Source organism: Paenibacillus profundus (assembly GCF_021369635.1).
Classification (GTDB): Bacteria; Bacillota; Bacilli; order Paenibacillales; family Paenibacillaceae; genus Paenibacillus_B; species Paenibacillus_B profundus.
Map to the genome: position 1 here is coordinate 1 of NZ_JAJNBZ010000047.1, position 21,618 is coordinate 21,618.

20 protein-coding genes and 1 pseudogene are annotated in these 21,618 nt (G+C 47.5%); 2 read left to right on the top strand and 19 right to left on the bottom strand.

Features of this window, described 5'->3' with window-relative positions; genetic code table 11:
- Positions 1 to 301: thiol-activated cytolysin family protein (locus tag LQV63_RS28775; RefSeq protein ID WP_233699283.1), on the bottom strand; the 301-nt coding region annotated here is incomplete at its 3' end.
- 530 nt (positions 302 to 831) lie between these two features.
- Here LQV63_RS28775 and LQV63_RS28780 point away from each other — a divergent pair.
- Positions 832 to 1,020, top strand: coding sequence for a YgaP family membrane protein (locus LQV63_RS28780; protein WP_083858869.1), 189 nt, complete (start codon positions 832 to 834; stop codon positions 1,018 to 1,020).
- A gap of 254 nt (positions 1,021 to 1,274) precedes the next feature.
- Here LQV63_RS28780 and LQV63_RS28785 read toward each other — a convergent pair whose 3' ends face one another.
- From LQV63_RS28785 to LQV63_RS28830, 10 genes and pseudogenes are all read right to left on the bottom strand, one after another.
- Positions 1,275 to 2,171: a LysR family transcriptional regulator gene (locus tag LQV63_RS28785; RefSeq protein ID WP_233699284.1), complete on the bottom strand. Its 897-nt coding sequence runs from the start codon at positions 2,169 to 2,171 to the stop codon at positions 1,275 to 1,277.
- 146 nt (positions 2,172 to 2,317) lie between these two features.
- Entirely contained in the window at positions 2,318 to 3,856 is a 1,539-nt protein-coding gene (locus tag LQV63_RS28790) for an acyl-CoA carboxylase subunit beta (protein WP_233699285.1), read from the bottom strand.
- 31 nt (positions 3,857 to 3,887) lie between these two features.
- A complete protein-coding gene (locus tag LQV63_RS28795; RefSeq protein ID WP_233699286.1) occupies positions 3,888 to 4,670 on the bottom strand; it encodes an enoyl-CoA hydratase in 783 nt (260 codons plus the stop codon).
- A gap of 37 nt (positions 4,671 to 4,707) precedes the next feature.
- Positions 4,708 to 5,610 carry a hydroxymethylglutaryl-CoA lyase gene (locus LQV63_RS28800; RefSeq protein WP_233699287.1) on the bottom strand — a complete coding sequence of 301 codons (903 nt, stop codon included), beginning with the start codon at positions 5,608 to 5,610 and terminating at the stop codon, positions 4,708 to 4,710.
- Positions 5,611 to 5,632: 22 nt separating this feature from the next.
- Positions 5,633 to 5,869, bottom strand: a pseudogene (locus LQV63_RS28805) (acetyl-CoA carboxylase biotin carboxyl carrier protein subunit); the annotation flags it as partial.
- A gap of 34 nt (positions 5,870 to 5,903) precedes the next feature.
- The gene (locus tag LQV63_RS28810) at positions 5,904 to 7,256 is read right to left on the bottom strand and encodes an acetyl-CoA carboxylase biotin carboxylase subunit (protein ID WP_233699288.1); all 1,353 of its coding nucleotides are present in this window, start codon (positions 7,254 to 7,256) and stop codon (positions 5,904 to 5,906) included.
- A gap of 14 nt (positions 7,257 to 7,270) precedes the next feature.
- Complete coding sequence (locus LQV63_RS28815; RefSeq protein ID WP_233699289.1) at positions 7,271 to 8,410, bottom strand: acyl-CoA dehydrogenase; 1,140 nt, start codon at positions 8,408 to 8,410, stop codon at positions 7,271 to 7,273.
- Between the two features lie 20 nt (positions 8,411 to 8,430).
- Entirely contained in the window at positions 8,431 to 9,624 is a 1,194-nt protein-coding gene (locus LQV63_RS28820; RefSeq protein WP_233699290.1) for a dihydrolipoamide acetyltransferase family protein, read from the bottom strand.
- Between the two features lie 18 nt (positions 9,625 to 9,642).
- Positions 9,643 to 10,626: an alpha-ketoacid dehydrogenase subunit beta gene (locus LQV63_RS28825; protein ID WP_019422147.1), complete on the bottom strand. Its 984-nt coding sequence runs from the start codon at positions 10,624 to 10,626 to the stop codon at positions 9,643 to 9,645.
- 12 nt (positions 10,627 to 10,638) lie between these two features.
- Entirely contained in the window at positions 10,639 to 11,652 is a 1,014-nt protein-coding gene (locus LQV63_RS28830) for a thiamine pyrophosphate-dependent dehydrogenase E1 component subunit alpha (protein WP_019422148.1), read from the bottom strand.
- A 416-nt stretch (positions 11,653 to 12,068) separates the two neighbouring features.
- Between LQV63_RS28830 and LQV63_RS28835 the strand changes: the two genes are divergently transcribed.
- Positions 12,069 to 12,683, top strand: coding sequence for a cysteine hydrolase (locus LQV63_RS28835; RefSeq protein ID WP_233699291.1), 615 nt, complete (start codon positions 12,069 to 12,071; stop codon positions 12,681 to 12,683).
- Between the two features lie 417 nt (positions 12,684 to 13,100).
- Here LQV63_RS28835 and LQV63_RS28840 read toward each other — a convergent pair whose 3' ends face one another.
- The 8 genes from LQV63_RS28840 to LQV63_RS28875 form a co-directional block, all read right to left on the bottom strand.
- Positions 13,101 to 13,997 carry a GNAT family N-acetyltransferase gene (locus tag LQV63_RS28840; protein ID WP_233699292.1) on the bottom strand — a complete coding sequence of 299 codons (897 nt, stop codon included), beginning with the start codon at positions 13,995 to 13,997 and terminating at the stop codon, positions 13,101 to 13,103.
- Between the two features lie 201 nt (positions 13,998 to 14,198).
- Positions 14,199 to 15,554, bottom strand: a complete 1,356-nt coding sequence (locus tag LQV63_RS28845) for an erythromycin esterase family protein (protein WP_233699293.1) — start codon at positions 15,552 to 15,554, stop codon at positions 14,199 to 14,201.
- A 322-nt stretch (positions 15,555 to 15,876) separates the two neighbouring features.
- Positions 15,877 to 16,770: an alpha/beta hydrolase family protein gene (locus LQV63_RS28850; protein WP_233699294.1), complete on the bottom strand. Its 894-nt coding sequence runs from the start codon at positions 16,768 to 16,770 to the stop codon at positions 15,877 to 15,879.
- A gap of 129 nt (positions 16,771 to 16,899) precedes the next feature.
- Positions 16,900 to 17,241 carry a helix-turn-helix transcriptional regulator gene (locus tag LQV63_RS28855; RefSeq protein ID WP_233699295.1) on the bottom strand — a complete coding sequence of 114 codons (342 nt, stop codon included), beginning with the start codon at positions 17,239 to 17,241 and terminating at the stop codon, positions 16,900 to 16,902.
- A 303-nt stretch (positions 17,242 to 17,544) separates the two neighbouring features.
- The gene (locus LQV63_RS28860) at positions 17,545 to 17,937 is read right to left on the bottom strand and encodes a hypothetical protein (protein WP_233699296.1); all 393 of its coding nucleotides are present in this window, start codon (positions 17,935 to 17,937) and stop codon (positions 17,545 to 17,547) included.
- On the bottom strand, positions 17,934 to 19,361 hold the full coding sequence (locus tag LQV63_RS28865; protein WP_233699297.1) for an MFS transporter: 1,428 nt from the start codon (positions 19,359 to 19,361) through the stop codon (positions 17,934 to 17,936). Before LQV63_RS28865 ends, LQV63_RS28860 begins: the two co-directional genes overlap by 4 nt.
- A complete protein-coding gene (locus LQV63_RS28870; protein WP_233699298.1) occupies positions 19,358 to 20,317 on the bottom strand; it encodes a saccharopine dehydrogenase NADP-binding domain-containing protein in 960 nt (319 codons plus the stop codon). The genes LQV63_RS28865 and LQV63_RS28870 overlap by 4 nt, the downstream gene beginning before the upstream one ends.
- A gap of 541 nt (positions 20,318 to 20,858) precedes the next feature.
- Positions 20,859 to 21,086, bottom strand: coding sequence for a hypothetical protein (locus LQV63_RS28875; RefSeq protein WP_233699299.1), 228 nt, complete (start codon positions 21,084 to 21,086; stop codon positions 20,859 to 20,861).
- Positions 21,087 to 21,618 lie beyond the last annotated feature (532 nt).

The window sequence follows — 21,618 nt, forward strand, 5'->3', positions numbered from 1 at the left end:
TCGTGATCGAATCAATGATTGAAATATCTACGGGTGACGTTGTAAGTGATTTTTTGTCCCGTTCAACCACGATAAATTTACCATTCGACTGGATGCCTTCTTTGGGAACAAAACTACTGATTTGATCCCCTTGTACAGCCAAAACTTCATTACGATTATAATTTAGGCCTGCGATCCCGCTATCAATATCATTCAGTTCGTTTGTTGCAGCGAAGGAAATACTCGAATAAGTAAACACATGTAAACCAATTAATAGACTTACGAGCACTTTTATTCCTTTACCATGTTGTGGAATCTTCATTAAGATCTCCTCCTTTGATGTAAAAACTTTATCGGTATTTTGGCATAAAATTATTATATTTCTAGAATACAAGAGCTCCGTACTTCAATAACACAAGATATAATTTTTTGAGTCTAATTGATTGGCGATCTTCTTGACGTCTGGCAAATAGCAGTCATGAGTGCTCACTCTAAGATTTTTTCCTGTATGGCAACCGGTAATGCCCGTTAACCTGAATAAACCCGCTCCATTCATGCGAATATCCCTCCCGTCGCTGCAAATAAAAAACTCTCCTATGCATCGCATTAGGAGAGTGTGTATATTCCCATCATTTCGAAAGCTATCGCTCTTCAGTCATCCCTTTTACGTAAGAGGGCATGAAAAAGCTTCACTGATTGGCTGAGAGCAAGAAGGGAACGGTGGTGACAATATATCGTCAATAAGTACTAGCCAATCTATTCCAAGCATGAGAATGCATCTTATCTCAAACAATAACTATGCGGCAACTCTAAGTATGAGCAAATTGACTTTAACTTACGGAGGTGTAGAACTTGAACTGTAACGTTGGTAAAACGGAACAAGCGATTCGAATTACAATTGGAGCTGCGATCGTCTTTACGGGACTGTATTACAGAAGCTGGTGGGGACTAGTCGGATTGGCTCCGATAATTACAGGCACAACCCGCTATTGTCCGGCGAATGCGGTCTTTGGAATACAAAATTGCAAAGTTAATCAGTGATCCATTTCGTTTTTATATTTTCCGTATTCAAATGACACATGGTTGAAGTTTCCGACAATGGGTCTAAAACCTTATTATTAGGTTTTAGACTCCCCTTCCTTCTACTTGTTCCCCACCCCCTTGGGACAATCAATATGTCAGGCTTAGGGCATGTAGCGAAGGTATAGGTTGGTTGGGTCGATACTTAGATTTCCTATTGCTTTTACAGGGTGGCCATTTTCCGCTAGCTGAGTGCTTCCCGCCCACAGCCCCGTTCATAATCCCGGTTGATTCGGCGGATTGGCCTGGATATAGTCAATAAACTCCCGGGATGCATATGAAAGGTATTTATCCCGGGGATAAATAAGCGCCAACTCCCAAGCAATCTGCGGATGGGAAATCGAAACGGTATGAACGGCAAGATGATGCAAACGGTTCGCCATCGATCTGGGGATCAATGAAATTCCTAATTGAGACGCCACCATCTCGCAGCAGAAATCCCACAGGGAGGTCATATGAGCCACCTCTGGTTGGAACCCGGCCTGCAAGCATGCTTGCCACACTACGTCATGAAGGGCGAATTCCTTGGTGAACAGAATAAACGGCTCTTTCTTTAATTCGACTAAACTGACGGATTTTCTTCCTGCAATCCAGTGGTGACTGCTTACAATGACAACCAGCTCTTCAGATAACAAGGAAACCGTTCCATACAGCCGAGTGTTCACCGGCAACACAGTGACCCCAAAATCGATATTTCCTTGCTCCATCTGCATCTCTACTTGTTTGGCGCTGTATTCTACCATTTGAATCTCAATCCTGGGATATCTCTTCTTGAATCCGGCAATTATTTTTGGGAAAAGCAATGCGCTGATTGTAGGCATTATTCCCATCTTCACTTTTCCTCTTTGTACTTGAACCAGCTCATTAACAGAAGAAGATATCTCCTCTAGCAGTTGCAAAATTTTCAAAGCCTTCTCGTTAACCAGCTTTCCTGTATCCGTGAGAACAGCCTCCCTCTCGGAACGGTCAAGCAAAGTAACTCCCAATTCGTCTTCGAGGCTTTTGATCATCTTGCTGATGGATGGCTGAGAAACAAACAGGACCTGCGAAGCTTTTGTAAAATTTTTATGTTTGGCCACTTCTACAAAATAATGAAGCTGTCTAATATCCATCTGATCCGGATCTGCCTCCTTCCCCTATTGGCAAAGCGGTATCCAAACCATTCATCCTCTGGCTCAAGATTATGATATGCTGTCCACGCAAAAAACAGCACCGGCGCGCCGCTAAACGCTTGGTGCTGTTTGGAAATGCCAGCGAATTAAACCGGATATACCGGGTGCTTCCGCTCAGAGAAGACGACAACCTTTGATGAATAAGCCTCCAATCGATTCACTAACTCGTCACGTAACGAATCGGCCGGAATAATCCCGTCAATAATCATTTCGGAGGCTAGCCGATAAATATCAATATCCTGCTTATATTCCTCCCGCTTTTGTTCGATAAAAGAGGCCCGCTCGTTTTCAGGCAGTTGAGCAATTTTATTCGCATAGACGGCGTTGACCGCAGCTTCCGGTCCCATCACCGCAATTTGAGACGTAGGCAATGCGAGACAGCAATCCGGTTCAAACGCAGGACCAGCCATCGCATAGAGGCCTGCTCCGTATGCTTTACGGACGATCACCGAGATTTTGGGCACGCTCGCTTCGGACATGGCAGAAATCATTTTCGCGCCATGGCGGATAATTCCTGCCCGCTCCACCTTGGTGCCGATCATAAAACCGGGAACGTCGGCGAGAAACAGAAGCGGGATATGAAACGCGTCGCAAAGGGTAATAAATCTGGCTGCCTTATCCGCCGAGTCGTGAAACAGCACGCCTCCTTTAACCCGCGGCTGATTGGCAATGATCCCAATCGGTTTTCCGTTCATTCGGGCCAATCCCGTAATCAGTTCGCCGGCAAACAGCTTCTTAATCTCAAAGAATGACCCCTCGTCAATAATCCGGTCAATCAGGTCATACATATTAAACGGGGCATTCTGATTGGATGGGATGATTTCTTCTAATGATTGCTCAAAGCATTGTGGTGCCGCTGCTTCCACGACCGGCGGTTTTTCGGAAAAATTAGCGGGAAAATAGGAAAGATATCGTCGTGCCATCGAAATGGCTTCTTCTTCGTTGTTGGCCAGCACATCACCGCATCCAGATACCGAGCAATGCATGCGCGCGCCCCCCATTTCTTCTAACGTAACCTTTTCTCCGATAACCATCTCCGCCATCCGCGGGGAACCGAGATACATGGATGCATTTCCATCCACCATAATCACGATATCGCAAAATGCTGGAATGTATGCTCCGCCTGCAGCCGAAGGACCAAAGAGCAGGCAGATTTGAGGAATTTTACCCGACAATTTGACCTGATTGTAAAAAATACGGCCAGCCCCGCGCCTGCCAGGGAACATCTCGACCTGGTCCGTAATGCGAGCACCTGCTGAATCCACGAGGTAAATCAACGGCACTCTCATTTTGTCGGCCGTCTCTTGTATTCGAATGATCTTCTCTACCGTACGCGATCCCCAAGAACCGGCTTTTACGGTGGAATCATTGGCCATCACACACACGATTCGCCCGTTAATCTTTCCAATCGCCGTAACGACGCCATCCGCCGGAAGGTCTTCTGCCACACAGTTGGCAAATAACGCATCCTCCAGCTCGAAACCCGGATCAAACAATAGCTTTAAACGGTCGCGAACAAATCGTTTTCCTCGTTCCGCATTCTTTTGATGATAAGCCTGCGCCCCCCCTTGGAGGATCCGTGAACTACGTTCCTGCAGCTCCTCCCGATTTATTTCCATGGACATCCCCTATTCCTCCTTATCTCCAACATGCTTGTTACTCGCCCTTAAATATGGGGGGACGCTTATCTTTGAACGCCTGCAGTCCTTCCGAGCGATCCTTTGTCGGAATCGTTACTTCATAGGCATTTTGCTCAATCGCAAGCCCGGTGCTCAGATCCGCATCACATCCCTTATCGATGGCGAACTTGGCCTGCGCCACGGCGATAGGAGCATTTCGAACAATGTGGCCCGCTATTTCTAGTGCTTTATCGAGAAGGGATTCAGGCGGTGTCACAACTTCCACCACCCCCATGTCCCTTGCCTCTTTGGCATCGATTTTTCTTGCCGTGAAAATGAGCTCTTTGGCGCGCCCCTTCCCGATCAGCCTCGGCAACCGCTGCGTTCCTCCTGCGCCAGGAATAATCCCAAGCGAAGTCTCCGTAAGGGCGAATGTTGCCGTTTCGGAGGCGATCCGAATGTCACATGCCAACGCCAATTCCGTTCCCCCGCCAACAGCGGCTCCGTTCACGGCGGCAATGACCGGCTGGGGCAAGGCTTCTAAATCATTGATGCTCTCGCGAATCAAAGAAACCGTCCTGCGCACCCGGTTCATGTCCATTCCTGCGCGCTCTTTTAAATCGGCACCTGCGCAAAAGGCTTTCTCTCCAGCCCCTGTGACTACGATACAGCGAACAGACCGGTCAAATTTACATGCCGCAGCCGCATCCCGCAATTGTTCCAGCATCTTTATCGATAGCGCATTGGCGGCTTCCGGCCGGTTTAAAGTCATGAGCACAATTCCATTTCCCATGTTGGAGACCAATACGGCTTTTTCCATGCTCCCCCTCCTTCCCTGAACCGAATGATGAGCCTGCCTATCCGTTCGAGCTGCCGACCTGAAGATTACGGCTTGGTAAGTCTCTTCCTATCTTTTCCTGAATAAAACGGGCCGCGGAGAGCAGCTTTTCCTGATTTACCCCAGTTCGAATCCCCATCTCATCCAGCATGTAAAGCAAATCTTCCGAAGCCACATTGCCCGAGGCGCCAGGCGCATACGGGCATCCGCCTAAACCGCCGACGGAGGCATCAAACGTTGTGATCCCCATGTCCATGGACACCAGAATATTAGCCAGAGCCGTCCCGCGTGTATCGTGAAAGTGCAGGGCCAGTTTTTTGGCATCGAAACGCTGCAAAAGAATATCCAATACACCTTGCACCTGCTTAGGATTTGCAATGCCAATCGTATCCCCGAGTGATAACTCGCCAATCCCCATTTCGAACAACGTTTCCGCTACCCGGATCACCTCGTCGATGGACACAGGACCTTCATAGGGACAACCGAAGACGGTTGACACATAACCGCGGACTGACTTTCCTGCTGAGAGAGCTTCTTGCGCCACTTCTCTTAGAATGGGAAAGGTAACGCGAATAGACTTGTTTATGTTCCTTTGATTATGGGTTTCGCTGGCAGACATAAAGACGGCTGCTTCATCCACATCGACTTCGAACGCTCGCTCCAGGCCTTGACGATTCGGAACGAGAGCCGAATACGTGATGCCAGGCTTCCGTTCAATCCCTTTCGCAACTTCTGCGGCATCTGCCAGCGCCGGGATCCACTTGGGATTCACAAACGAAGTGATTTCAATGGATTTGAGTCCGGTGCCGGACATTTGGTTGATCCAAGCGATTTTATCCTCTGTTGGCACAAAGACCTTCTCATTCTGTAATCCATCCCTCGGACCAACCTCTTTGATCGTCACACTCGCCGGCCAGTTCATCTCCCCAACCCCCAGCATACGTTTACTCCAGCTCGATCAATGGATCTCCTTCATCAACAAAGTCGCCTTCGCTCACGATTACTTCTTTTACCTTCCCGCCAGAACCAACCGTAATCGTGATCTCCATTTTCATCGATTCCAAAACGGCCACATTTTGTCCTGCTTCGACTTGATCCCCAGGCTTGACAAGAATTTTATACACATTCCCCGCCATAACAGCCACGATTTTGCTCATCTGAATAACCTCCTGTTCTACGAATAGCCATTCGGTAACTCGCCGAGGCCCTACCCTATCAAGTCATGTCTTCTCCATTAAAATATTTCGCAACGAAACTCGTTGTCGTATCGCCTGAACGGAATGCGGGATGCGCGATGACTTCTTGCAGCATTGGGATGTTTGTTTTGATGCCCTCAACCTGATAATCGGCCAGCGCCTCTTGAATCCGGTCAATCGCTTCGTCGCGATCCTTCCCTTTGACTATGAGCTTAGCAATCATCGGATCATAGAAAGGAGTCACCATGGAACCATCATGTACAGCCAGCTCATGGCGGATCCCGTCTCCTTCAGGTATAGCAAACTTCGAAATCACTCCCGGAGATGGGAAGAACGTCTTCGGATCTTCCGCATAAATCCGCACTTCAATCGCATGACCGTCGCGTGTCACATCGGATTGACCAAAATTCAAGGAATGTCCGGCCGCAATTCGCAATTGCTCTGCAACCAAGTCTAAGCCGGTAATCTCTTCTGTAATCGTATGCTCCACCTGTAGACGAGTATTCATTTCAAGGAAATAGAAATTTTTATTCCCGTCAACTAAAAACTCGATGGTTCCTGCATTCCGGTATCCGATGGATTGAGCCGCCCTTACCGCCGCTTCTCCCATTTTGCTTCTCATGAGTTCATCCAAAAAGGTAGAAGGAGCTTCCTCCACGACTTTTTGATGACGTCGTTGAATGGAACATTCCCGTTCCCATAAGTAGACGGTATTCCCATGGGAGTCGGCCAAAATCTGAATTTCGATATGCCGAGGATTTTCCACAACCTTCTCTAGATACATGGCCCCATCTCCGAAGAAATTAGAGGCACGCTTCTGATTCCCTTCAAATGCTTGCTTCATCTCCGATTCGTTATAAACGATCAGCATGCCGATCCCGCCACCGCCGGCCGAAGCCTTTAGCATGACCGGATAGCCGATACGACTCGCTGCCTGTGCTGCTTCTTCCGCATCTGCTAATGCGCAGGAAATGCCGGGGACAACAGGCACGCCTGCCTGTTCCATGCTGTATCGGGCTTCAATTTTACTACCCATGCGGGCAATGACATCCGCTGATGGACCGATGAATACGATACCCGCTTCCTCGCAACGGCGTGCAAATTCAGCATTTTCCGAGAGAAGTCCGTATCCGGGATGAATCGCATCCGCTTTTGACAGACGGGCGATGTCTAAAATTTTGTCGATTTTTAAATAGCTATCTGTTACTTTGGGATTTCCCACCTCGTAGGCCTCATCTGCCATTTTGACATGAGGGGCTTCCTTATCCACTTTCGAGTATATGCTGACAGTGGCAATGCCCAGCGATTTGCAAGTGCGGATTACTCGAGCCGCAATTTCGCCCCGGTTGGCGATTAGAATCTTTTTGAACATAGAACCAATCCCCTTTAACAACCGATCTGGCGTGCAATGACCATTCGTTGCACTTCCGAAGTTCCTTCCCCGATCTCTAGCAGCTTGGCGTCCCGGAAGAACCGCTCCACCTGGTATTCCTTCATATAACCATACCCGCCATGGATCTGAACGGCTTGATCGCACGCCTTCATGCATATTTCCGAAGCAAATAATTTGGCCATCGCCGCTTCCTTCTTGAACTTCCTGCCTTTATCCTTAAGCCAAGCCGCTTTATACACCATAGTGCGTGCGAGTTCAATATTCATGGCCATGTCGGCCAGCTTGAATTGGATGGCTTGAAAGGAGGATAAGCTTTGGCCGAATTGTTTTCTTTCTTTGGCATATTGGAGTGATTTTTCGTAAGCCCCTTGGGCAATTCCGACCGCCATCGCTCCGATACCGATTCGGCCTCCATCAAGCGTAGCTAAAAATTGCTTGTATCCATGTCCTTCTTTCCCTAGAAGATTTTCTTTGGGAACGGTTACATCTTCTAAAACTAACTCCGTTGTATTCGAAGCGTGCAGCCCCATCTTTTCATAATTGCTAATGACCGTAAATCCTGGTGCATCTGTAGGCACGATAAACGCACTGATTCCATCCGTCCCTTTGGAGCGATCCGTTACGGCCGTGAGCGCCAGGCTTTTGGCAAAGCTTGCATTGGTAATAAAGCATTTGGAACCGGAAATGATCCACTGATCCTGATGCAGCTTCGCTGTCGTTCGGGTTCCGCCTGCATCGGAACCTGCATTCGGTTCCGTCAGCCCAAACGCCCCCAAGTATTCTCCATTACAAAGGGGGGTTAAGTATTTTTCCTTTTGCTCGTGCGTCCCGAATAAATGGATGGGTGCCCCGCCTAACGAAATATGGGCAGAATAGGTGATGCCTGTGGATGCGCATACCCGGCTTAATTCTTCTACAGCGATAGCAAAGCTTATTGTATCTGCTCCCCCGCCGCCATATTGTTCGGGAAAAGGCAGACCCATGATTCCCAGCTTCGTTAATTTTTCGAACACAGCCTCCGGAAATTGCTTTGTACGATCCCGTTCATCTGCGCCCGGAGCAACTTCGCCATCCGCAAAATCACGCATCATCTTCTTTATCAACGCTTGTTCTTCGGTTAAATCAAAATGCATTATTTCATCGCCCCTTTCCTTTAATCGAGTCCGGTATCGGTGTACGTGCCGTAACCTTCAATCTTTTGCTTGACTCTCTTCAAGAAGCGGCCGCACACCAGACCGTCCAAAACCCGGTGATCCAAGGAAAGACAGATGTTCACCATATCGCGGACGGCAATCATGTTATCGATGACGATCGGACGTTTTACGATGGCTTCCACACTTAAAATGGCTACCTGCGGAGGATTGATGATGGGGGATGAAAGTACGGAACCGAAAGTGCCTGTGTTATTAACGGTAAAAGTTCCGCCGCTGGTATCCTCTACCGCTAACCTGCCCTCCCTCGTCTTCTTGACCAATTCATCTACTGCTTTTGCAAGACCGAAAACGCTTTTTTTGTCGGCGTCCTTAATGACGGGAACGAATAACGCTTGATCGGTGGCAACGGCAATCGAGATATGAACCGCTTTTTTGACGATAATGTGATCATCTGCCCACTGCGAATTTAAGGTGGGGAATTCCTTCAAGGCTTCTGCAACCGACTTGATAAAGAAAGGCAAATAAGTTAAATGGATTCCTTCCTTTTTCTTAAACTCCTCTTTGATCTGGCCCCGATAACGTACCAGATTGGTGACATCGCATTCAACCATAAGCCAGGCGTGGGGGATTTCCTGCTTGCTTTTTAGCATTCGTGTGGCAATCGTTTTGCGGATGCCGGTAACCGGGATCGTCTCGTCGGCTGGATTTACCGGAGAATGAACGGCAGACTGGTCATCCACCGAACTCTTTCCTTGCAAAATCTCCAAGATGTCTTTTCTGGTGATTCGTCCGGCAACGCCTGATCCTTCTATGCGGGAAAGATCCAGGTTGTTTTCTTGCGCCAGCTTAAGCACAGCCGGCGAATAGCGTTGGTTCATGGCTGCTTGGGTTGTCGCATCATCGGCCTCCTGATACGGAGCGGCGGTCCTTGATTCAACCAGCGTGATCGCATTATCTTCCGCCGCAATACAACAAATCAAAGCTCCTACCTCTACCGTTTCGCCTTCTTGAACGACAATTTCGGATATCGTGCCGCTAAAAGAAGAAGGAACCTCCGCAATAACTTTGTCGGTAATCACTTCGCATACGGGATCATACTTTTTGACTTTATCCCCGATGTTGACGAGCCACTTGGAGATGGTTCCTTCCGTTATACTTTCTCCTAACTGGGGCATAACGATTTTCTCAGCCATATTCTCCTCCCGATCGGATCATAATTGCGCCAATTCTTTCATGGCTTGGTATACTTTATCCGGATTGAGCATGAAGAATTTCTCCATTGGCAAACTGTAAGGTATAGCGGGAACGTCTGGGCCGCAAAGGCGTTTGATCGGAGCATCCAATTCAAAAAGGCATTCCTCTGCGAGCACAGCTGCTACTTCAGCCCCAACCCCTCCCTCTTTGTTGTCTTCATGAATAATCAGCACTTTACCGGTTCTACGAGCAGCCTCTACAATAGATTCCTTATCCAGAGGATAGAGGGTACGCAAATCCAGAATGTGAGCGCTGTATCCTTCTTGGGACAGTTTTTCTGCCGCTTCCAACGCAAAATGCAAGGTAAGTCCGTAAGAAATAACCGTGAGGTCTTCTCCTTGCCGCTTAATATCCGACTTCCCGATGGGAACAATGTAATCCGAGTCCGGCACTTCTCCTTTGATCAATCGATAGCATCGCTTGTGTTCAAAGAAAAGAACAGGATCTGCATCGCGGATGGCTGCTTTTAGCAGTCCTTTGGCATCATAAGGAGTGGAAGGTGTAACCACTTTTAGACCGGGTATGTTGCAAAACATGGCTTCGACGCATTGTGAATGATAGAGGGCGCCGCGAACTCCTCCTCCATAAGGAGCACGAATGACTAAGGGACAGTTCCAATCTCCGTTCGAGCGGTATCTCATTTTGGCTGCTTCATTCACAATTTGGTTTACAGCAGGCATGATATATTCGGCAAACTGAATTTCTGCTACAGGCCTCAATCCATAAGCGGCGGCCCCAACCGATACACCTGCAATGGCCGCTTCGGATAGTGGCGTATCTATAACCCGTTGTTCCCCAAACTCCTCATAGAATCCCTGTGTAACCCGAAACACCCCTCCACGTACCCCGACGTCTTCTCCTAGTACAAATACCCTTTTATCTCGCTGCATTTCCTCCCGAAGAGCTTGGGTCACTGCATCAATATAAGAAATTACGGCCATTTCTCACTCCCCCTATTCTGCATATACGTGCTTAAGGGCATCTTGCGGAGCCGAATCCGGGGCATTCTCCGCATATTCCGTGGCCTCATCGACTTCCATGAGCATCCGGTCATGGATTTCCTTCTCTTTACGTTCATCTAATATCCCCACATCTTTAAGATAAGTGCTAAAGGTTACTAGCGGATCCTTCTTCCTGGCTTCTTCCACTTCTTCACGGGAACGGTAGGTTCGATCATCGTCGTCGCTTGAATGAGGGACTAAACGATAGACGACCGCCTCGATAAGCGTTGGCCCTTCTCCTCTTCTTGCTCGATCGGCCGCCTCTTTCGTGACCTTATATACTTCTAAGGGATCATTGCCATCCACACTGATGCCAGGAAACCCATAACCTTTTGCCCGATCCGCGATACTTTCACAAGCCGCCTGCTTTGAAAAGGGGACAGAAATGGCATACTTGTTATTCTCGCACAAGAAAATGACAGGAAGCTTGTGCACCCCTGCAAAGTTCGCCGCTTCGTGAAACTCCCCTTGATTGCTGCCCCCGTCCCCAAAGGCCGTTAACACGACAAGTTTTTCCCCCTGCATTCTTCCAGATAAAGCGATTCCAACACCATGCGGCACTTGACTCGATACGACACTGGACCCGGAAAGAATATTCAGTCTTTTACTCCCGTAATGCCCTGGCATTTGGCGTCCGCCACTGTTTGGATCTCCCGCCCTGGCAAAAGCGGAAAGCATCAATTCCTTTGCCGTCATCCCGAAAACAATGGCCATACCCATGTCCCGATAATACGGACACAGAAAATCTTTCGTTCGATCCAACGCATAAGCCGCTCCTACCTGTGCTGCTTCATGACCTTGGCAAGAAACGAGAAAAGGGATCTTTCCCGCACGATTTAGAATCCACATCCGTTCATCTACTTTTCGCGCCAAAACCATATTCTGATACATTTCAAGAATCTGCTGATCCGATAAATCGAGTGCTTGGTGCCGGTTCTTGACTTGACCATTTCCGGTTTTATTCATATCATATCCCTCCGACAATTGTGCCGCTGCCTACTGCGGTTACCTTTATGTTACATACCGTCATTCCAATCGTGAAATATAAATTGCGCATAGAAACTATGCAAAAAAAATATAGTCAGTTTATTTGCTTGTTGGCTATATCGCCCTTGTACCAACTTGAGGCGTGGTCGCCCGGAGACGTCCGGAGCGTGGATTGTGCCGATAGGGGCAGGATTTGGGTCGTAGGGATTTTGCTCTTCCTTTTCCCAATAGATTCAATCCAGTCTGTTTCATCGGCATAGTTAATAGCCAGCCTCTTGGATATCGCTGATGGAGCACCCTTTTATTTCTCGTAAAAGGCATATTGCTCACCTTCCATACATACACCTTTTCTAACTCGTTACATAGGCTATAAAGAAGCATCTAGGAGGGTTATTATGAGGTATCGTTGTCCCTTTTGCGGTAATTGGCGATCTGACCATACAATCATCGACGAATGGAATAATGTTATCACCCCACCTACACCTGAGTTAAAAGCAGTCTATATTGAGCCTAGCAGTACTGCACTCCTTATCTTAGATATGGAGGATTCTATATGTAACAATCATCGCTGTATTGCGTCCATCTCTAAGATTAACAATTTATTGACTGAAGCACGTGAGGTAGGAATGTTAGTAGTCTACAGTCTTACGCATGCAGGAAATGTTTCTGATATTAATCATCAATTAAGCCCTTCCCTTATAGATCCAATTGTGAAATCAAACGTAGATAAATTCTACAAAACTGATTTAGAGAATATTTTACAAAAGAATAATATTCAAACTGTTATTGTAACTGGTTACTCAGCTAATGGAGCGGTTCTTCACACAGCTACAGCTGCTGCATTCCGTGGATATAATGTTGCGGTTCCTGTTGACGGAATGTCTGCTGCCAATCCATATGCCGAACAGTACACAGCATGGCATTTGCTTAATAGTCCTGGAACACGAAACCGAGTCGTATTAACGAAAACTGATTTCATAACACTTTCCAGTAAACTTCACAACCATTGAAATACTTCCTTCGCTACTTTCTTGGCTCTTTTCTACAATCGATACATATTCTTGTCACTCGACATCAGACAGTTCAGTTACACTAACATACCCTCTATGATCTTCAAGCCCGTTAATATTAACATTCTATGCATTGTAGCGAAGTTTATATGGAGATTGAACGAGGAAAATCTGGATCGATGTGTACTCGGTAATGTCCCCAGTTTATGTTAAATGGTATGACAAGAACTTGGGGACATAAATAAAAAAAGCCGCATTTTACGCGGCATGTAATGTCTCAATGTTCTTGTCAACCGACAAAAAGCCCCTACCGTGTCAGGTTCCTTAAAATTAGTATTAGACTTGAATAAAAAAACAGAGGCAGCTTTGGAATACATCCCAGGCTGCCTCTGTTTTTTATTCAACTAATATTCCCCGTTAGCTCATTGATATATTCTCGCCTGGCGGTCTGCTCAATCGAGTGTCGGGCTTATAATATTTTGTTAGCCAATGGTATATTGACTTTTCTTTGAAACCAAGACGCTCATACAAACTTTTCGCAGGATTGCCTTTGACAACCCCTAGCTTCACGATTTTTTCGCCACGACGCATAATTTCATTTACAAGAAATGAAACAAAAGCTCTGCCGTATCCACGCGATTGCAGATCATGTCGAACAGAGACATGACTCAGCTCACTGCCGTCAATAATTCCGACCGCCACGATTTCACCGTCGACAAGCATCACGTATATGTTGCTTTTGTTTTCCGCAAAACGCTTCCGTTCCCTTTCATTAGGAGGAAGATAATAAGACGGAAGAATACCAACCTGTTCACGCATTTTGTAAAATGCTATTTGACTGATACTATTGCAAAGAAGGTAATCATCATCTTCATATTGCCTGACAGAAATATTACTCTCAGGAAGAGGTTCGCCTTCACGCTCCATGATATAGGATGAATGAAGTATGTAATAACCGTTCCTATATACAAATTGCAGGGAAGATCGGTCACCATCCATACATGCACCAATAGAACGCTCTACTACCTCATTTTGTGAGAGTAAATTCTCCGCCTTCCTAATAAGTTCGGTACCAATCCCCATTCTTCTGTATTCCTTACTGACATATATTGTCGTGTCAGTTGCTCTCTGAAACCCATCAAATGAGAGAAAAGCTACTGTTACGCCGTTGTAACGAGCAACAAGTATGCCGTCAGAGAAAACTCTTTCGCTCTCTTGAAACATTTCGTCAAACTGTTCATTTCCACATAACATGGCACTGATTGCGGTTTTATCCCTTTTGGGGTTGTAGGGTTCTATTATCAGGTTTTCCACTCATGTACTCCCTTTCGATAGTTTTAGTAGTAATATTTTACCACAGGCATTTCCATATGTATTGCGTTATCCTCCCCGTTAGTTTAACGAGACTAGCCCTATATCCTCTCAATGTACCTGCTTACGCGTCAAAAATCCCCCTGCAGCAACACACGCGGTGTTCACGACAGGAGGAACGATTGATTCTCCAATGGAACCGGATTAGAATTTCGTTGTTGGTTCCATCACTTTATCGAAGACGATGATGCCGTCGAACTGCTCTTTCGGAACGAAGCGCATCGACATCGGCACGATGATCTCGGACGTCATGCCATCCTCGGCTGCATAGATCGGCTTGAACATCCATGCGTTGTTCTGGTTCGGGGACTTGTGCTTCGATAGATCGGCAAAGGCAATCTTATAACCGCTTCGCATCATCACCTCCTCTAGACTTCCCTTCGGCATCGGCTTGATATCGAAGCTCTTCTGCGTCGTAATGGTGCTCGCCTTGCCGCTGTTCATATACAAACCGACCACATAAGCCTTATCCTTCAGCTTCTTATGGAGCAGTTCACCCATGCTGGTAAAGCTGCCGATCCATTTCCCTTGCTCTTTCGTTTGAATTTTGGACGTATTCTTCGCCAGATGATCATTATGGGCCCATAAAATCACTTTTTTGCCGGGATACATAACCTTCATCAACCACTCGACGTTGTCGGCCATGATCCGGTCGCGGAATTCATAGCTTTCCTTCGTATCGTACGTTCCCATCTCGATGAAGTTGACCCGATCTTCGAGCGTTTTAAGCGCAATATCCACCATATGCGGGTTGGCTGGGTAAGCCGCCGCGAGTTCTTCCTTGTGCTCTTGGATGAACTGGATCAATGCCTTATATTTCGGTTCGTAGGCTTCTTTGACCTTCTTGATCTCCGCCTTCGCTTCAGGATGGCTGTCGTCCATGCCGTATTGGTTGAGCACTTTATAGAAATCCGTCATCGCTTGCATTTCAAAGTTGAAATACTGCTCGCCTTGATCCTTGTCCACCTTGGCAATCCAACCGGCAATGAACTGCGTTAGGTATCCCGAAGTGAATTGCATGTCATAACCTGTAAGATACAGCGGATCTTTGGTTCCCTGCTGCTTCTTGATGTAATCGAATAGATTCAGCGTCTCCTTGGAATGCCAGATCGGGAAAATCGAACGCTGCATCATCTCTGCCGAGGTCCATGTGCCGGCATTCTCGTTCGTCATGAAGGCGTCCCCAAGTCCTGATTCAAACGCGATCACGTCAAAATCCAGTTCTTCGTGCAAATATTTGATCAGTCTCGTCTTCATGCTGCTGTATTCCGCGACACGGTGGAAGTTCTCGCCGAGGCTGACGACCATCTTATCCTTCAAAATAGGCTTCAAGAACGCCAAATCCTTGTAGTCCGATGACGTTAGCGATGTAATCTCCCGTATATTCTCCTTTAATCCAGCGTTCTTCTGCGGTGCCGCCGTTGCGTTGACTGGGGATAGAATGAGCGTAAATGCCAGGCCCAGAGCCATCAATCCTGTTAATCGTTGTGCTGCTTGCATGTTTAAAAATTCTCCTCCTTCGAAGTCCACTATCGTTACTCTCTTATCTGCAGAGATATCGTAACAGGAACTTCTAAGGAAAGTATAAAGATGGAGTTAAAATCTTCAATAAATCTTCAATGGGTGTGACAGACCCGATCAGCCTGAAGCTCCACGCGTACATAAGGGAACACTTACCTCCTTCCTTTGTTAAGTTCTTTATTTACAGCAAACAAAAAAACCTGTCATATCGACAGGTTAATGATTCATGAATTTGTGCAACGCCAAGAACAAGGAGCGCCTCATTTCTGTTAAAGAAGTCCAAGAGGGGATCTGCTGGCTCTTACTGACGTTTCAGGAAACTCATTATTTCAGCATTAAGTACCTCTTGAAATTGTTTCCGATCAAAGCCGGGAGGATCTTGAGAAGGGAGAAATGATGGGGAGATCATCGAAGCTGGAAATGGGCTCAGAAAGGAAAAGTGTCCGGCATTTTTTACTGTTCTATATTGAATCTTATTTCGGTTAGCAACCCCACTCACAATAATTTGCGCGTGAAAAGAAGGAGTGTACGGATCCTTTTCGGCGTCAAGCATCAATATCGGAACGTTAACCATACTTAACGCCCCCTCGGATTGAAACCATACCGATGCCGGCGCTAGCAATACCAGCGACTGAATTCGGGGATCCGGCGCAACCTCTATGAGTTGCGGTTGTCCGTCCGGCGTCTCGTGTGGAAATGATGTAGGCAAACCACCCGCCGCTGCCAAAGCTGTGTAACCGCCGAGCGAATGACCGATAATGGAAACGGCATTCGTTTTTATTTTTCCTGCAAACATCTTATTTTCAAAAAACCAGTCGATGGCCATACGAATATGTCTCGGTCTGTAGGTAAGATTTTGTATAGTACCTTCCAAGCTATTATTGTTCCTGTTATTGAACGGATGTTCAGGCATTCCGACGATAAAACCGTTCCGAGCTAAATGCCGAGCTAATATTCGATATACAAGCGGAGAACCGCCAGTACCGTGAGAGAGCAAAACTAAGGGAAACATTCCTTCCAAGGCTTCCGCGTCTCTCGCTAACTCTAACGAGTATGGCCCCAATTGAACTGTTTGCTCAGCCGTGCCCGTAGGATACATCACCCACATTGGAAATGAAACTCCCAGAGATGTGTCGGATATTTCCACTTTATGGTATCCTGCATAGCTTAGCTGTATCATTTCATTTATATCCATTTAATGTTTTCCTCCCCTGAGAAATATTAAGATATAGGGTCAATTGGAATGTAAATGTCAATTTCTGAATCTTCACTCATCGGTCCGAGGTATCTATGATCGTAACCCATTTATCTCCGGTAAGTTCAATTAAAGAGTAATAAATAGACTCGGGATCTCGCCTTCTATCAATTTCTGATACGCGTTGTCGGAAAATGTTCCATAGCTTTCCGATTTTTGCTGAAATGCACGTGTAAAAGCTTCCTGAGATGTGAAATGATATTTGATGGCGATCTCTACTATTCGGAGGTTGGAGTAAAACAAGTCATAAGCAGCGAGGGTTAATCTACGTCCCCTAATGTACTCCGAAACGGAGTTTCGTGTAACAGATTGAAAAATTCGGTGAAAATGATAAGGTGAGTAACCTACCCATTCCGCAATTTCATCTGCTGTACAAAGTATTGCATTCCAACGCCTCCATGGAGCTAACATAACTATACTATACAATAATTCAAGTTATCATTTTTGATATATTTTGCGCAGTTAAAGGCAGAACTTATTAAACAGTACCCGCAGCTATTCTGCTCGTTAGTTTAACGAGACTGCTATATTCCTGATGTAATAATATTGTGAATCCATTCCTATATTTTTGTTAAAATACAAAAACCCGGAGAACAGCCACTCTTTATTCAAAAGTGCTATCTTCCGGGTGACAGTTCATCCTAAACCTGAGAACTGTTCTTTTTTATGTTGTGTGACATAAGGTGATTTAGCTGCTATAACCAGCGCATGATTTTATTTTTTGATATCTACAGAAATCGATATTTTCTTATTGTAGGTTTTAATATATTGGAATCCGTCCATCAGCAGGAATTCCGGTTTGTCTGTGGTGTTAAAAGAATACATCTGCTCCCACAGAATGTTACCGTTCTTCAAATCCCAAGGGCGTTCTTTGGAAATCGATGATACGGGAATGACTTTACCACAGGCTTTTATAGATAAAGGGTCATTTTGAAAGCATACATAGCATAGAAATTCTTTTCTGGCGATAACGATATCATAGCCTGTTTCGGTTTTTGTTACGCTTCGAATCCATAACTTTTCATCAAATTCAAGTTCAAACTCTGGATTTCCCTCAGAAGTCAAGAGCGAACGGCACCACGGCGCAGGACAGGGGCCTGCCGTCATTTATCTGTACTGATGTCACGTCGTCGTTTCATCATCCTTCTCCCTGCGTACCAGCTGTATCCGAGAGGCAGCAGGCTGGCAGCGCCGATCCAGGCGCCGAAACCAAAGATGTGCAGATACGCCTCCAACGGCTTGGCGGGATCGCCGTCGTCCATAAGCCCTAATCCCAGCGCGGCGCCGAGCACCAAGCCCACGTTACGCGTCAATGCAATCATGCTACCGATCGAGCCTACGTCTTCCTTCACGGCATAGCTCATAATAAAGCTGTTATTCGGCGAGGCGATCAAACCCATCCCCGAACCGATCAACGCCAGCGTGCAAATGATTGCCCACAGCGGCAGCCCGCCGAATGCCCCGGAGAACAGCATGAACCCGCCTGCCATGGCGCACATCCCAAGACACATCAAGCGCCGTGAGCCTATATGATCCGATAAATGCCCCGCGACGGGACCGATCACGGCCAAGAGGAGCGGATACGCCAGCATGACATAGCCTGTATCCGCCGCGGATACCGCAGTGGTCTCGGAGATATAGAACGGCATGAGAACCAACGTGATATTGGCCATCAGGAACGATGCGCAGCTGATCATCAGGCCGCAGGCCACGGCCGGAATACGGAATGCCGCGAGCGGCAGAAAAGGCTCCTCCTGCCGGGACTGCCACAGCCAGCTCAACGGCCAGACGATTAGCAAGACAATGTACAGTAGAAACATACTCGGGGAGCCCCACCCTAAGGCGCCTCCGTTCACAATGGCGTAGATTCCTGTGCCGATGCTGCCCATGAACAGGATGGCTCCGACCACGTCCAATGAGGCTTTCCTCGTCTCCTTCTTCTGATCAGCAGGGATAAAGCGCACCGCCAGCCCGGTTGCCACGACCGCCACGGGCACATGAATCAGGAACGCCCACTGCCAGCTCAGCCAGGCCGCGGTGAAGCTGCCGGCAACCGGTCCCGCCATGCCGCCGAGGGCAACGGCGGTGCTCACGAACCCGAGAGCCCGCCCTCTGTGCGCGCCCGGCATATGAAACGTGATGATCGCCATATTCGTCGCCTGGAACATCGCCGCGCTTGTCGCTTGCACAATCCGCATCAAGAGGAGGACAGTGAGATTCGGCGAGAGCGCGACCAGGACAGAGCTAATCGTGAACAGGGCAATACCACAGTTATGGATGCGGCGATGCCCCCAGCGATCGCCTAACTTGCCCATCAAGGGAAGAAGCGACGTAATGGCGAGCAGATACCCCGTCGTCATCCATTGCACTGTCCCGATATCCGACTGGAACACGGTGATGAACCGGGGAAGTGAAACGTTCACCACCCCGGCGGTAAAGTGAGACAAGAAAGCGCTGAGGCAAATAGCCGTCATCATCCATGCCCGCTGGTTGTCAGCTGTTCCGGGCTTGTCGTGTGCGGAAGCGCTCAACAGACTTCCCTCCCCTCCAGTAGAAGAGCGGATTGATCCCTGCCCTGGAGGAAGCATTCCGCCAAGGCAGGCTTCCTCTCTTTGCTTCTTCCCCGAGCTTCCGTCTTGACAGCGAACCGGTCCCCGCCGAAGTGAAGCGCCCCGAGGCTGCGGAATATCCGCTTGCGCAGCCCGCCCGCTTGGAGCAGCCGGACGGCCCCCGCCCTTCGGGCTCCGGCCAGCAGTCCGGTGACCAGCGGGGAATCAAGGCAGAAGCGCGTCGCGACGGAAGGAACGTCCAATGTTCGCGAAAGGGTCTGCTGGTCGGAGAACGGGAAGCGGTAGGCCAGGTGGTTGCCGATGTCAGCGCCGAAATCGAACGTTTTGCCGTCCGTGAAGCTCAGCGCCTCCACTTGCCTCCCGTTCTGCGTAATGTCGAAGCGGGCGCCCATATTGTCTGCCGTCCATTCGATAGCCGCCTCCCCATGGGCATCCCCGAGCCCAAGCATTGTCGCGAGATTAATCTGATCCGTCTCGCCTAACAGCTGATGTGCCTTCAGCGCCAGAAGATTGGTCAGGCCGTGAGCCAACCCCACGCTCAAGAACGCGGTCGCCCCGTGAGCCGCCGCCTCTTCCCGGCATTGCTCCACTTGGCGGAGAAAGGAGCCGTTCGCCGACACATCGATATAGTGCGTGCCAGCGTGGAAGCACTCGCGGACAAAGCCCGTATCGGTCTGATCCAGACACATGATAACGATCTTCACGCTGTTAAGCATGGCAGAAGGTATCGGCTTCCGGATATCGATCTCCAGCGGCCTGAGTTTTCCTCCGGTGGAATGGCAGAATCGCTCTGCCCGTTCGCGGCTTCGTCCGGCTGCATACACCTTGCCAGGGTAACGCTCTCCCAGTCTCGCGCAAATGGTCCTCCCTACATATCCGTAGCCCCCGATGACAACAATATCCTCTTTTGTATGCATCTCTTCACCATATCCTGTAAAATTATCAATTAAGAAACATTCTCAATTATACAGGATCCGGTTAATTTTACCATCCCATATTTCAGGGATTGCAGCATAATTTATTTGATTTATATCATTAAATAATAGTTGCATTAATGAATTTGTTAAGGTGTATCTCTGCGACAACCATTCGCCTGTTGACCTTGGCATGACTCCAGACTGCCAGAACAGCAGATCGGAAGGCGTGCCGACCAAGGAATTGGCGGCATCGCTTTATCTGTCCGCAAAACCGATTTCTCCAAGCCAGGGACTGGAGTTGCCCGCCGCTGGGAGCTGAGCGAGCATCTGCAATTAAGTTTTAGCCTGTTTCCTGCTTGAACTCAATTATGACACCCTCTGAATGTACATATAACCACATTATTTTTGACGGGTCGCTGAAAGGCTTTCATTCGATCTACATACTTGCTTTGACGCTGTCTGCTTGCTCTTCATTTTTTACTTCATGATGACGATTTCATCCGCTTTGGCGTTGGAGTTAGCCGTATACAGTATGAAGTCCTCAACTTGTTCGGTGCCAAATGCCGTACAGCTTCTTCAGCTTATTCGCATCCCCTTTTTTCAATTTATCCAATTTGACCGACTGCTTCATGTGCTCCTCTATCCTGGCAGCAGATACGTTGATGGTTGACTGCTTCGAAGTACATCCCACCAATCCAATTATGGCAAAGACGAGCATGAGCAATACTACCCACCGTCTGACATTAACGATTTGATCACTACTTTTCATAGATACGGTTTTTCCTTCTCCATTATTCTTTTATCGTTCGTTAAATGGTTGATCGAAGGATCCTCGACAAATGTATTCATGTTATAAAAGATCAGCATGTCTATGAATCTTGATAAGGGAGTGATTGCCCTTGAAAAATGTGGCGTACTTGTCCTTTTTCTTCAGATTGTTCATCGCATACATAGAATGAGAGGTTTCCCGCTCCTCGACATAATCGACGGTATACTTCTCCTTCTTCGGTACATATAATTCAATGCTGTCCGGGTGTCATTGTCCTGCATGGTCTTCGATGTTTTCATCATGATAATCTTCCTCTCCTGTGAATCACTTCTGTCAAATGATGTGTTCGATGCCCATACCTTTCATAACATGGGATAGTTTAATGCAGAAAGATGCAGATAAAATGCAGATGAGGTGAATTCGAAATAAAAAAAGAGCAGCTCTTGATGTTGGCAAGAACTGCTCAGATATAACGAATTAGAATGGGTATAGGATTAAACGGTTTGCAGCGCCACGTTGTTGACTTATCGAT

Excerpts from the sequence above, each read along its gene's own strand:
- LQV63_RS28795 (WP_233699286.1), bottom strand. The coding sequence starts at position 4,670 with ATGGAAAAAGCCGTATTGGTCTCCAACATGGGAAATGGAATTGTGCTC.
- LQV63_RS28860 (WP_233699296.1), bottom strand. The coding sequence starts at position 17,937 with ATGACGGCAGGCCCCTGTCCTGCGCCGTGGTGCCGTTCGCTCTTGACT.
- LQV63_RS28820 (WP_233699290.1), bottom strand. The coding sequence starts at position 9,624 with ATGGCTGAGAAAATCGTTATGCCCCAGTTAGGAGAAAGTATAACGGAA.
- LQV63_RS28825 (WP_019422147.1), bottom strand. The coding sequence starts at position 10,626 with ATGGCCGTAATTTCTTATATTGATGCAGTGACCCAAGCTCTTCGGGAG.
- LQV63_RS28855 (WP_233699295.1), bottom strand. The coding sequence starts at position 17,241 with ATGTTAGCTCCATGGAGGCGTTGGAATGCAATACTTTGTACAGCAGAT.
- LQV63_RS28785 (WP_233699284.1), bottom strand. The coding sequence starts at position 2,171 with ATGGATATTAGACAGCTTCATTATTTTGTAGAAGTGGCCAAACATAAA.
- LQV63_RS28850 (WP_233699294.1), bottom strand. The coding sequence starts at position 16,770 with ATGGATATAAATGAAATGATACAGCTAAGCTATGCAGGATACCATAAA.
- LQV63_RS28875 (WP_233699299.1), bottom strand. The coding sequence starts at position 21,086 with ATGAAAAGTAGTGATCAAATCGTTAATGTCAGACGGTGGGTAGTATTG.
- LQV63_RS28845 (WP_233699293.1), bottom strand. The coding sequence starts at position 15,554 with ATGCAAGCAGCACAACGATTAACAGGATTGATGGCTCTGGGCCTGGCA.
- LQV63_RS28810 (WP_233699288.1), bottom strand. The coding sequence starts at position 7,256 with ATGTTCAAAAAGATTCTAATCGCCAACCGGGGCGAAATTGCGGCTCGA.
- LQV63_RS28790 (WP_233699285.1), bottom strand. The coding sequence starts at position 3,856 with ATGTCCATGGAAATAAATCGGGAGGAGCTGCAGGAACGTAGTTCACGG.
- LQV63_RS28835 (WP_233699291.1), top strand. The coding sequence starts at position 12,069 with ATGAGGTATCGTTGTCCCTTTTGCGGTAATTGGCGATCTGACCATACA.
- LQV63_RS28800 (WP_233699287.1), bottom strand. The coding sequence starts at position 5,610 with ATGAACTGGCCGGCGAGTGTGACGATCAAAGAGGTTGGTCCGAGGGAT.
- LQV63_RS28815 (WP_233699289.1), bottom strand. The coding sequence starts at position 8,410 with ATGCATTTTGATTTAACCGAAGAACAAGCGTTGATAAAGAAGATGATG.
- LQV63_RS28870 (WP_233699298.1), bottom strand. The coding sequence starts at position 20,317 with ATGCATACAAAAGAGGATATTGTTGTCATCGGGGGCTACGGATATGTA.
- LQV63_RS28830 (WP_019422148.1), bottom strand. The coding sequence starts at position 11,652 with ATGAATAAAACCGGAAATGGTCAAGTCAAGAACCGGCACCAAGCACTC.